The sequence below is a fragment of the Corallococcus sp. BB11-1 genome, from assembly GCF_026626625.1.
GTDB lineage: Bacteria > Myxococcota > Myxococcia > Myxococcales > Myxococcaceae > Corallococcus > Corallococcus soli.
In genome coordinates this window covers 506,195-517,500 of record NZ_JAPNJY010000007.1, presented here as the reverse complement: position 1 = coordinate 517,500, position 11,306 = coordinate 506,195, and the positions used below count along the sequence as shown (strand labels likewise).

General features: G+C 71.0%; 11 protein-coding genes (1 of these 11 cut by a window edge). 1 reads left to right on the top strand and 10 read right to left on the bottom strand.

The genetic code is table 11. The annotated features are described in order from the left end of the window. Positions 1-743, bottom strand: the 5' portion of a protein-coding gene (locus OV207_RS08840) for a YicC/YloC family endoribonuclease (RefSeq protein ID WP_267554173.1). It extends 136 nt beyond the left edge of the window; 743 of the gene's 879 nt are visible here — the first part of the coding sequence; it begins with the start codon at positions 741-743; its stop codon lies beyond the left edge, outside the window. 81 nt (positions 744-824) lie between these two features. On the opposite strand from OV207_RS08840, the gene OV207_RS08835 reads away from it, so the two are divergent. Continuing rightward, positions 825-1,934 carry a glycosyltransferase family 9 protein gene (locus OV207_RS08835; protein WP_267554167.1) on the top strand — a complete coding sequence of 370 codons (1,110 nt, stop codon included), beginning with the start codon at positions 825-827 and terminating at the stop codon, positions 1,932-1,934. On the opposite strand, the gene OV207_RS37635 is transcribed toward OV207_RS08835, so the two are convergent. The 9 genes from OV207_RS37635 to OV207_RS08795 all read right to left on the bottom strand — a co-directional run bounded on the left by OV207_RS37635 (position 1,924) and on the right by OV207_RS08795 (position 11,304). Then, on the bottom strand, positions 1,924-2,070 hold the full coding sequence (locus OV207_RS37635; RefSeq protein ID WP_324291512.1) for a Trm112 family protein: 147 nt from the start codon (positions 2,068-2,070) through the stop codon (positions 1,924-1,926). The two genes, OV207_RS08835 and OV207_RS37635, sit on opposite strands and share 11 nt — an antisense overlap. A 33-nt stretch (positions 2,071-2,103) precedes the next feature. Beyond that, entirely contained in the window at positions 2,104-2,592 is a 489-nt protein-coding gene (locus tag OV207_RS08830; protein ID WP_193430622.1) for an adenylyltransferase/cytidyltransferase family protein, read from the bottom strand. Then, positions 2,589-3,602: a bifunctional heptose 7-phosphate kinase/heptose 1-phosphate adenyltransferase gene (locus OV207_RS08825; RefSeq protein ID WP_267554163.1), complete on the bottom strand. Its 1,014-nt coding sequence runs from the start codon at positions 3,600-3,602 to the stop codon at positions 2,589-2,591. The genes OV207_RS08830 and OV207_RS08825 overlap by 4 nt, the downstream gene beginning before the upstream one ends. 31 nt (positions 3,603-3,633) lie before the next feature. Further along, a complete protein-coding gene (gene lpxK / locus OV207_RS08820) occupies positions 3,634-4,776 on the bottom strand; it encodes a tetraacyldisaccharide 4'-kinase (protein WP_267554161.1) in 1,143 nt (380 codons plus the stop codon). Continuing rightward, positions 4,773-5,804, bottom strand: a complete 1,032-nt coding sequence (locus tag OV207_RS08815; protein WP_267554159.1) for a glycosyltransferase — start codon at positions 5,802-5,804, stop codon at positions 4,773-4,775. Before OV207_RS08815 ends, lpxK begins: the two co-directional genes overlap by 4 nt. Beyond that, the gene (locus OV207_RS08810) at positions 5,804-6,805 is read right to left on the bottom strand and encodes a glycosyltransferase family 4 protein (RefSeq protein WP_267554156.1); all 1,002 of its coding nucleotides are present in this window, start codon (positions 6,803-6,805) and stop codon (positions 5,804-5,806) included. Before OV207_RS08810 ends, OV207_RS08815 begins: the two co-directional genes overlap by 1 nt. Further along, positions 6,802-8,085 carry a 3-deoxy-D-manno-octulosonic acid transferase gene (locus tag OV207_RS08805; RefSeq protein WP_267554154.1) on the bottom strand — a complete coding sequence of 428 codons (1,284 nt, stop codon included), beginning with the start codon at positions 8,083-8,085 and terminating at the stop codon, positions 6,802-6,804. The genes OV207_RS08810 and OV207_RS08805 overlap by 4 nt, the downstream gene beginning before the upstream one ends. Positions 8,086-8,105: 20 nt before the next feature. Next, the gene (locus OV207_RS08800; RefSeq protein ID WP_267554152.1) at positions 8,106-9,272 is read right to left on the bottom strand and encodes a PHP domain-containing protein; all 1,167 of its coding nucleotides are present in this window, start codon (positions 9,270-9,272) and stop codon (positions 8,106-8,108) included. Between the two features lie 247 nt (positions 9,273-9,519). Further along, on the bottom strand, positions 9,520-11,304 hold the full coding sequence (locus OV207_RS08795) for an ABC transporter ATP-binding protein (RefSeq protein ID WP_267554150.1): 1,785 nt from the start codon (positions 11,302-11,304) through the stop codon (positions 9,520-9,522). Positions 11,305-11,306 lie beyond the last annotated feature (2 nt).

Here is an 11,306-nt window from a genome sequence, read left to right as displayed (position 1 = left end):
TCCATGCGCCGGCCCACCGGCTCGGGGCTCGCCATCAGGAGCCGGAACTGCTCGAGGTGCGTCGCCAGACGGGTCACCTCTTCAGCGATGTCCGTGCGCTCGGCGAACAGGGCCACTTCCTGCGCCAGTCGCTGCGGATCCACCGCGACGCCGCGCGCGAGCTCCGCCACACGCTCGGTGAGGCGCTGCTGGTAGTCGTTCACCGCGCGCGGCGCGAGCCGGGCCACTTCCTGGCTCCAGCCCTCGATGAGCTTCATCCGGGTGTCCAGGTCCGTGTGGATGGACTCGCCCTCGGTGTTGCGCATCGTCTCCAGCGCCGAGAGGGCCTGCTGGAGCGCGGCCTGCGTGGCCTGGGTGGCGGACTCCACGTCCACGCCCTTCTCTTCCAAGCGGATGACGCCCGGCTGGTTGGACACCTGGGACCAGGTCACCTCCGCCGTCACGCCCAGGGCGTCCGCGACTTCACGGAAGGCGCGCGCGTACTCGCGGGCGAGAGCGACGTCCACCGTGGGGACATTGCCCGAGACGGTGGCGGCCTGACGGCGCACCAGGATCTCCACCGAGCCTCGGGCGAGCCGGTCCTTCACCAGCTTCGCGAGCGCGGGCTCCAGCGCGGACAGCTCGCGCGGCAGCCGGACCTTCACTTCACAGAACTTGTGGTTGAGGGAGCGCGCCTCCACGGAGACCTCTTCGTCTCCCACGCGGGCGCGGCCTGAACCAAATCCGGTCATGCTTTTGAGCATCGGGCGGGGTGCTAGGGGCTTTCCGCCCCGAGGTCAAGCCAGCGTCTTGTGTCCATTCCAATTCTGGTAGGGTCCGCCGCGATGGCGTGGCACAAGCGGCTCGAAACGTGGGCGAAGCTGGCGCTGACGCTCCTGGCCTCAGTCCTGTTCTGGCGCCCTGGACGTCGTCGCCCGCTCGGAGCGCCCCTCCCCCTCCCTCGCAGGGTCCTGCTCGTCCGGCCCGACAACCGTGTGGGCGAAGCCCTGCTCACCACGCCCCTGTTACGGACCCTGAAGACCCTCCTCCACCCGCCTCCGGAGGTGCACGTCCTGGTGCACTCCAAGGTCGTCCGCGTCCTCAAGGGGCATCCCGACGCGGATGCGGTCCTGGGATTCGACCGGCGATTCCTGTGGCTGGGTCCCCTGGCGCCCGGCATCCGCGCGCTGCGGCGTGCGGGCTACGACACCGTGGTGGACTGCGCCAACTGGAGCGCTCCGTCCGTGACGAGTGCGCTCGTGGCGCGGATGGTCGGGCCGAAGGCCATCGTCATCGGGCCCAGCATCTGGCCGGTGAACCTTCTGCAGTCGGTGTCCGTGCCCGCTCGCTCCGACAGCCGGCATGAGGCCGTCCAACGCACGCACCTCCTGACGCCCCTGACCCAGGGTGCTGTCGCCCAGGGGCTTTCGTTCCGGGAGCCGGTCCTTGGGAAACCGTTCCAGGAGTATCTGGAAGGCCTAGCAAGGAGGGGTGTGCGCCGCGCGGTCATCAATCCCGGAGGTCGTCTGGGCGAACGGCGCATCCCGGCGGAGGCGTTCTCGGCGGCGGCTCGGGAGCTGGTGGCGCTGGGCCATGTCCCGATTGTCACCTGGGGTCCAGGTGAGGAGGCGCTGGCTCATGCCGTGCTTTCGGGGGCTCCCGGGGCAGAGCTTGCCCCGGCCACCAGCATCGACGAGCTCGCCGCGCTCATGCGCGCCGCGGGGCTGACCGTCTGTAACAACACCGGCCCCATGCACCTGTCCGTCGCCGTCGGTGCTCCCACGCTGGCGTTCTTCCTGCGCATCGAAATGGCCCGCTGGGGCCATGCGGTCTCGCCACATCGCATGGTGGACCTGACGCCCCTGGTGGATGGCGCTGGTGGCGTGGGGCTGGAGCAGCGCGTGGCCGAGGAGGTCCGGTCCTTCGTCGCGGAGCGGGGTTCGCTCACGGGGTGAGCGGTCGCTCCCGTTCGGACACCAGCTGCGGGACTCCCTGCTCCACGGGCCACGCTCGCTGGCACCTGGCACAGTGGAGCTCAGGCGGGGGGCCTTCGTGTGGTTCGAGCGGCCCCTTGCAGTGGGGACACCCCATGATGGACCGCAGTCCCGGGTCCAGGTCCATGGGCTACTTCGTGCCCTCGCGGCCGAGCCGACGGGCCAGCTCCGTGGTGCTGTGGTCCTTCGGGTCTCCCGCCACCGCGGTCCGCCCTCCGTAGGCCCGAACCTCATCCCCCTCTGGAATGGAGTCTGGCGTGTAGTCCGTCCCCTTCACGTGCACGTCGGGCTTGAGGGCCCGGATGATGACTCGCACGTTCGGTTCGTCGAAGACGACCACCCGGTCGGTGCAGGCCAGGGCCGCCACCAGCTCCGCTCGCTCCGCTTCCGGGATGTGGGGACGACCTGGCCCCTTGTAGGCCCTCGTGGAGGCGTCCGAGTTCACCGCCACCACCAGCACGTCCGCCAGGGCCTTCGCTCCCTCCAGATACCGGACGTGGCCGACGTGCAGCAGGTCGAAGACCCCGTTGGCCAGGGCCACGGTGCGGCCCTGCTCGCGCCAGCGCTCCCTTTCCTCCGCGATGGCCGAGAGGGGACGAAGCTTGTCCAGGGTGTTCATCGTGGGCTCCGCAGGGCTCCGAGGAGTTCGTCGCGCGAGACCGTCGCCGTGCCGGGCTTCTGCACCACGAGGGCCCCGGCCACATTCGCGAGCCTTGCCGCTTCGCCGAACGAGGCGCCGGCCGCGAGCGACAACGCGAGGCTCGCGATGACCGTGTCCCCTGCTCCCGTCACGTCCACCGCCGACTTCGCGCCGTGCACGGGGATGAGGTCCACGCCGCCCTTCGCGTCGAAGAGGGCCATGCCGTGACGGCCTCGGGTCACCAGCAGCGCCTGACATTGCAGCTGGCGAACCGCCGCGTGTCCCGCCTCCAGCAGGTCTTCCTTCGTGCGCACCGGACGTCCCGTGAGCGCTTCGAGCTCCGGCTCGTTGGGCTTGCACAGCGTCAGGCCCTTGAAGGACGCCAGGGCGTAGCGACTGTCCACGCAGACCGGGAGCCCTTCCTTGGCGAGCTTGCGCAGCACGTCGCGCACCTCGTCGCTCACCACTCCGGCGCCATAGTCCGAGACCACCACCGCGTCCGCGTCCTTCGCGGCGGTCTCCACCTGCCGGGCAATCGCCTTGCGCATCCGGGATGGGAGGCCCTCTCGCTGGCCCTGGTCCACGCGGAGCATCTGCTGCCGCGTGGTGCTCACGCCTCCCGCGAGGATGCGCGTCTTCGTCTCCGTCTGGATGCCCCGGCTGCTGACGGCGTGCAGCCGGATGTCCGCGGCGTCGAAGAGCTTGCGCAGCGACCGGCCCATCGGATCCACGCCCAACGCTCCCACCGCCGTCACCTGACCGGACAGCGTCCGGACGTTGGCCGCCACGTTGGCACCACCGCCCAGCTTCACCTCGGAGGACTCGTAGCGGACGATGAGCACCGGGGCCTCGCGGCTCACCCGGTCCGTCTGCCCGTAGAGATAGTGGTCGGCGACCAGGTCTCCCACGAGCAACACCCTCCGGCGCGCGAAGGCGAGTGGCAACCGCGAGGACGAAGCTGTCGGACGTGAGGACGGGGCCGCGGCCATGGGCGCGCTTTGTCCCACAGCGTTCCTGCCCTCACAAGTCGCGCGTCTGGGCCGGGAGCCCGAGTGCTCGCCGCAGATGCGATTCGCCCTCCAGGACTTCCACTCCCAGCCGCACCCCCCAGGCCTCGAACCCCGGGGGCAACCGCACCGCGTCCTTCTCCGTCGTCACCACGAGCGCGCCCTGCTGGCGGGCCCGGGCTTCGACATCCCGCAGTTCGTCCGCCGTGAAGCGATGGTGATCCGGGAAGAGGGCCGCGTCCCGCACCTCCGCGCCCAGCGCCATGACGGTCCTCAGGAAGCCTCCGGGCCTCGCCAGCCCCGCGAGCACGAGGACCGGCCTTCCTTCGAGCGCGCTCGTCGCGTGCTCGGCCCCCGAGGGATCCCACCAGCCCGTGGGCCCGTAGCGCGTCCGGACCCTGGGGGCCGTCACCGCTTCGAGGCCAGGAATGGAGATGGGGGCCGGTGACGGCAGCGGGGCAGCTCGCAGCCAGAGGAGCGTGGCGCGGCGCAGGGCCGAGGGCGGTTCCCGCAGCGGCCCCCTGGGAAGCAGGTGGCCGTTGCCCAGGCCCACGGCTTCGTCCACGACCACCAGGTCTTCGTCACGATGGAGGCGCCGGTGCTGGAAGCCGTCATCCAGCAGAACCGTGTCCAGACCGAAGTCGTCCCGGGCCCGGCGCGCCGCGGCGACCCGATCCGCTCCCACGAAGAGGCGGGCCGCTGGGCAGCGGCGCGCGAGCAGCAAGGGCTCGTCTCCGGCCGCCGTCACCGGAGGCAACCGTTCGGCGCCCGTGAAGGTCAGGGGCTCCTGGGACTCGCGCCCGTAGCCTCTCGTGAGGATGCCGACCTTGCGCCCCTCGCGGATCAGCATGTCGGCCAGGTGCAACACCGCGGGCGTCTTGCCCGTGCCTCCCACGTTGAGGTTGCCCACGGAGATGACCCGCAGGTCCTCGACGTGCTCGGCTTGCAGCAGGCCGGCGTCGTAGAACGCGCCCCTGAGCCGGACCGCTCCGCTGTAGGGCCAGGACAGCAGCGACAGGGGCGCCAGGAGGGCCTTGCGGGTCCAGGGCTCCGGCGTCGGCGGATAGAAGATCCGCTCCAGGGCCGTGGGCGCGAGGACATCCGGCGGCTTCGGCGGGCTTCGCGTGCTGAGTCCGGTGCCCGGACCCGCCGTCATCGCCGGGCCTCCGCCGCCTGCCCGTAGAGGGCCAGGATGTCGCTGGCGATGCGGTGATTCGTCGGGTGTTCCGTCGTGGCTTGCGCTCCGGACAGGACGGCGGTCAGCACGGCATCCACCGTGGGGGCGTCTACCCGCGCATCCGCCAACTCCGGGAGCGCGCCCTCCTTCACCGCCACCACCCGGACCCCACAGGCTCGCGCCTGCGCCGCGGCCCTCGCGCTCCAGTCGTTTCCCAGACCGAGGATCCAGACCTCGTCCAGCGCCTGCAGCCACTTCGCGAAGGCCGGCCCCTGCTGGTAGCCCGCGAACGTCACCTGGTCCTTGAGCCCGTGCGCCGAGACCTGGGCTCGCGTCGCTTCGAGCAGGGCTCCGTCTCCCACCAGCACGAGGCGGGCTTCTGGACGCTGGCGGACGAGCGCGGCGAAGGCTTCCACTCCCACGGCGTGGCGGCGGCTCTCCTGGAACGTGGAGATCATCCCCACGAGGTGGGTGTCCTCCAGGCCCAGGGCTCGGCGCAGGGCCTCGCGGTCCTTCGGAGGCTCGAACATCGAATCCACCAGCGCCGGCAGGACCTGGACGGGGCGGTGTCGGCCTTCGAGCTTCGCTCGCAGGTGGCTCGCGGGCACGGTGTAGGCGCCTGCATCGGGCAGGGAGGCACGCAGGGAGCGGGGGGCGTGGATGGAGCGGATCCGCACCGCGCCCTTCGGCGTTCCCCAGCGGGTCAGGAGGTGGTCGTGCGTGAAGTGGGCGTGAAGCACGTCCACCTGCCTTCCGCGCAAGGCTCGCAGGTCGTTCCACATCTCCCACGGCGACGACTTCACGGACAACGTCAGGCCTCCTTCGTCGAGGAGGCCCAGGGACTGGAAGCGCGGGACGGCGGGCTCCTCGGAGAGGACGTCCCGGCGCTTGCGATCCACCGCGACCGTCACTTCGTGCCCCAGCGCCCGCTGCGCCTGCGCCAGCAGGGCCACGTTCTCCGCCGGGCCACTCCAGAAGGGGCTCGCCAGCAGGTGCAGGATGCGCATCAGCACTTCACCAGTGATTGGTAGAGCGCACCCAGGGCCCGGGCCTCGTGTTCGACCCCGAAGCGACAGTGCGCCTCCTCCGCGGCGTTGCGTCCCACCTGGCGCACCTTCTCCGGCTCGCGGGTCAGGTGGCTCAGCAGTTCGCGCAGGCCCTTCACATCCCCGGGTTCGAAGAAGAAGCCCGTGCGCTCGTGCTCGATGAACGCGCCCAGGTGCGGCAGCTTCGACGCCACCACGCAGCACCCGGAGGCCATCGCCTCCAGGTACACCAGCGAGTAGCCCTCCGAGTAGGACGGTTGAACCAGGATGCTCATCCCCTGGTACCAGGGCTCGATGGAGGACTGCTCCCCCACGAACCGCACCCGGTCCTCGATGCCCTGGCGCAGCCCGTTCACCCAGGCCTGATCCGGCCCCTTCGCGAGCCCCACCAGGACCGCCTGCCACTCCGGTCGCTCCGGCAACAGGGGCCGCAGGGCTTCGATGAAGTCGCCCTGACCCTTCTCCTTTCGGATGCGTCCGATGACGCCGATGCCGTAGCGCCCTCCCTGCCCCAGCCTCGCCCAGGCCGCGTCCCGGTCCTCCGGTGGCCGGAAGCGCTTGAGGTCGATGCCGTGCCCAATGACCGTGGAGGGAAGCGCGAGGACGTCCGCGACCTGGCTCGTGAGCGACACCAGTGCGTCCGCGCCCCGGGCGATCCACCGGGTGAAGCGTGAGGGCACCGTCGCCGTGTGCCTCGTGAAGACGAGGCGGACTTTCCCTCCCAATGCCTTCAGGAGCATTCCCGCGAGCAGCTCATTGTTCCGGTGCGCGTGCCAGACGAGCGGCTCCTGGTGCGAGCGGCGGATCAGCTCCCCCCAGGTGATGCGCGGCAGCCCTGCTGGCAGGCCAGAGCCGAGGGTCCGCGTCTCCGCGTCCTTCGCGAGCGCGGGCACCACCGACTCCACGTGCCGGGTCACCCCCGTGTAGCGCTTGTGGAAGTGGGGATGGACGATGAGGGTCATGCGCGGACCACTCCCTGTTCACGGCGCGGCAGCGCGGCCATTGCTTCGGCGTTGCGCTCGCTGGCGCCGGAGATGCGACGCACCGTGGCCTCGGCCCGGGCCCCCAGCGACTTCAATCGCTCCGGGTTCGCGAGCAGTTCCTCCAGCGCGGCATGCAGGGCTTCACCGTCCGCCACCAGGATGCCTCCGTTTCCTTCGAGCACCGCCACGCTGTCCCGGAAGTTGTCCATGTGCGGGCCGAACAACACCGGCCGCCCCTGCCCCGCGGGCTCCAGGATGTTCTGCCCGCCCCGCTTCGTGAACGAGCCTCCCACGAACACCACCGTCGCCAGGCGGTAGGCCCGCGACAGCTCTCCCATCGAGTCCATCACCACCACCGCCGCCCGGCCCGGATTGCCCTGGGAGCGCAGCCCCGCGTCCAGGCCCCGCTCCTTCGCGAGGGCGAGGATGCGTTCGGCCCGGTTCAGGTATCGCGGCGCGATGACCAGCGCCAACTCAGGCCAGCGCTCACGTAGACGCTGATACACCTGCAACAGGATTTCCTCTTCGCCCTCGTGCGTGCTGCCGGCGATCCACACGGGCTGCCCGGAGGTCAGGTTCAGCGCGCCTCGCAGTGCCTCGTCCTCGGGCGCTGGCCCCGCGGCCAGGGCGTCAAACTTGGTGTTTCCCGTGGTGAGGACCCGCTCCGGTGGTGCTCCCAGCAGCCTGGCCCTTCCTGCCTCCTCGTCCTGGCGCATGAGGAGCAGGTCCATGTCCTCCAGCGGGTTTCCGATGAGCCCGAAGAGCGTCCGGTACCTGCCCACGTTCGCCGGGGAGAAACGCCCGTTGGTCATCACCACGCGAGCACCCGCCTGCTTCGCGGCGCGGATGAGGTTGGGCCAGACCTCCGTGTACTCCAGCACCAGGATGTCCGGGCGCAGGGCTCGCACCGCGCGCCGCGTGGCGCCCCACAAGTCATAGGGCGCGTACACGACCCCGTCGATCTGCTTCGCCAGCCGGTCGCGCGCCATCGCGTGGCCGCTGTCCGTCATCGTCGAGAGCACGATGCGGCAGCCCGGGAAGCGCTCGCGCAGGGGGCCGAACATGGGGGCCAGCGCCAACAGGTCTCCCGCGCTGGCGCCGTGCAGCCACAGCAGCGGGCCTTCTCCCGATGGGAGCGCTCCTGGTGCGTAGAAGCCCAGCCGCTGCATCAGCCCGTGACGCGTCTTCCGGTGCACGCAGAGCACCGGGAACAGCAGCGCGAAGAGGACGTATGTGGCGACGATGTAGAGCAGGCGCATGGGCGACGTCCCGCGCTCTATCAGATGCCCGGCGCGCGTGGCACCACCCGCACCGGGCTGGGGACGAGCCAGGGCCGCCACTCGTGGCCGAAGAAACGTCCGGGCGCACGGGCCCAGATCTCAACCTGCACCACTCCGGGTCCCGTCAGCTCGATGCTCCGTCCGTCAGGGCCCAAGCGGCCCTCTCCCCATACGCGGACCTCAAGCGTCTCCGGGACGTGGTCGGGGAGGCGCACCGTCAGCGTCGTCCCCACCGGGGCCTCCCGCGTCCTCGCGTCGTACCCCTCCAGGGCGAAGCCGTCCGGGGCTCCGAGTGCTCGGAAGACGCACAGGGACTGGGGGCTCGCCAGGGCCTGCGTGACCTGCTTCGCGGCCTCGCGCGCGTCCCGGGAGAGGGGCCCTGGGAGGAGCTCTGGTGGGAATTCCACGTCGAGCGCGCTGAAGACGGTCTCGTATGCCGGCAGGCCGTGCGCGTCGTGCGCGCACAGCGCCAGCCTCGGCTGTTCGCGTGACAGCCCCAGGAAGCGCGCCGTGGGTTCCGGCTCCGGAGCCACGAGCAACATCACGCCATGCACCGGGTTCATCAGGGAGGCGCCTACCCCAGGCAGGAGCCGGCTGAACGGGCTTCGCAGGGCCTGCCGGAAGAAGGTGTCCGCGGAGTACAGCTCGAAGCCGGGGACCCGCTGCGCGGTGGCTTCGTCCCTCCAGGGGTTCTTCTTCTGCACCGGATGGGCGAGGACCGCCGTGCCTCCGGCGGCTTCGACCGCCGCCAGGGCTTGTTCCGGCGGCCCCCAGGGCTTCACGTCCCGCAGCGGGCGCTGCATCCCGAAGGCGGTCAGGTGCCCTGATTGGGTCGACAGCTCCACGCCGGGAATGAGCAGCACGCCGTCCATCCACGTCGCGGCGGGCGGGGCGAGGTCGTTGTGGTCGGTGAGCACCACGAAGTCCAGGCCGGCAGCCTTGGCGGCAGCCGCGACCTTGGCCGGAGAGCCATTCCCATCCGACCGCGTGGTGTGCACATGGTACGCGCCCCGGATCCATGCCTTCGCCGTGGGCGAGGGAGGCACCACCGGGTAGTCCGCGAAGCCCGCCGCGAAGGCGAAGAAGCCCGCGATGCCCAGCAGCAGCAACAGCACCCCGAGCACGACCCGAAGCCCCAGCGCGAAGAATTGCTTCGCGGACTTCACGCCCGGCTCCACCCGTGGACCCCATGGGCCCGGAGATCTGGGGTCGCGCATGAGGCGCGTGCTGCCCTCATGACCTGCATGGCGGGCCGGGCCTCATCGACCTCGCCCCCCAACCGGGAGCCCTTCCCGGGCGCATGCGTCCTGGGAGCCCACGCGTTGACGCCGTGCACGAAGGGATGGGCCTGCTCGACGTCGGTCCCGCTCCGGATGCCCCTGGCGGATGCGCATGTCGCGGGGACCGAGGCCTTCACGCGGCACCTTGCGCCGCGGCACCGGTCGTCTGCAGGCGCCACATGGCTGCGTAGCGTCCTTCCAGTTGGAGCAGCTGCGCGTGGCTGCCGCTCTCCACGATGCGCCCCGCCTCCACCACGTGGATGACGTCCGCGCTTGTCACCGTCGTCAGCCGGTGGGCAATCACCAGCGCCGTCCGGCCCGGGAGCACCTTCGCCAGCGCGGCCTGGACCTCCCGCTCGTTCTCCGGATCCAGGCTGCTGGTCGCTTCGTCCAGCACCAGCACTGGCGCCTTCGACAGCACGGCCCGGGCGATGCACAACCGCTGGCGCTGACCTCCGCTCAGCGTGACGCCCCGCTCGCCGATGCGCGTGTCGTACCCCTGCGGCAGCGCCTGGATGAAGGTGTCCGCGTTCGCCACCCTCGCCGCGGCTTCGACTTCTTCCCGCGTGGCGTCCGGCCTCGCGTGGCGCAGGTTGTCCAGCACCGTGCCCTGGAAGAGCAGCGGCTCCTGCGTCACCAGCGCGAACTGGCTGCGCACGCTCGCCGCCGTGTACGCGTCCGCGTCCACCCCATCCAGGAGGATGCGGCCTTCCTGGGGGCGCTCGAAGCGCAGCAACATCGACGTCACCGTGCTCTTGCCACCTCCACTGCCGCCCACCAGCGCCGCCACCTGGCCCACCTTCAGCTCCAGCGTCAGCCCTTCGAGCGCGCGCCGCTCCCCGTAGGAGAACCGCACGCCCTCCATCCGCAACGACTGCAGCAGCACCGGCGCAGGGACGGCCTGGGGCGCGTCCTCCACCGGGTGCTTCAGGTCGAGCAGCGCGAAGAGCCGCTCTCCCGCCGCCCCCGCCTGCACCGCGAACTGCGTCACCCGGCCCAGGTCCTTCACCGGCTGGTACACGAGGATGACCGCCGTCAGCAACGAGAGCAGCGCCTCCGGCTCCATCGCTCGCGTCGCCGCCGCGTACCCCAGCGCTCCCGCCAGCGCCGCCGCCGCCAGCACCTCCATCAACCCCGGCACCCCACCGCGCGCCCAGGCCGCGCCCACCACGGCCTCCTCGTGGGCCTTCGCGTAGGACTCGAAGCGCGCCAGCTCCGCCTGCTGGCCGTTGAAGGCCTGGATGGTGCGCAGCCCTCCCAGGCCCTCGTGCAGCTGGCCCGCGAGCTGCCCCAGTTGGGTCTGCCCCTCGCGCGTGCCCTTCAGCACCTTGCGCGTGAGCTTCGAGGCCGGCAGCGCCGCCAGCGGAATCACCAACAGCATCAGGCCGCCCAGCAGGGGGCTCATCCACAGCGCCACGCCCGCCAGCACCAACACCTGGAGCGTGTCGCGCAGGTACGAGCCCACCGTGTACATGGCGGCCTGCTCCACCGCCAACACGTCCGAGGAGAAGCGGCTGAGCAGGTCCCCCGTCCGCTGTCGCGACATCTGCGAGGGCGACAGCGCGGTGAGGCGCAGGAACAGGTCCCGCCGCAGGTCCTTCACCACGCGCTGCGAGAACAGGCCCATGAAGTAGAACTGGCCCAGGTAGCCCACGGCCTTCACCGCGCCCACGCCCAGCACCACCACCGGGAAGCCCCAGAGCGCCGCGTCGCGCGGCAGGTCCCCAAGCCACGGCACCTTGTGCGCGCCCGCGAAGCCCTCCTCCCCTCCCGACAGGAGGAAGCGCAGGGCCGGGCCCAGCAGGTACGCGTACGCGCCCGTGGCGAGCCCCAGCACCGCCATGCACACGAAGGCCAGCACGAGGATGCCCGCGTGCGGGCGCGCATAGCGCAACAGTCGCCACAACACCCGGGGCATGG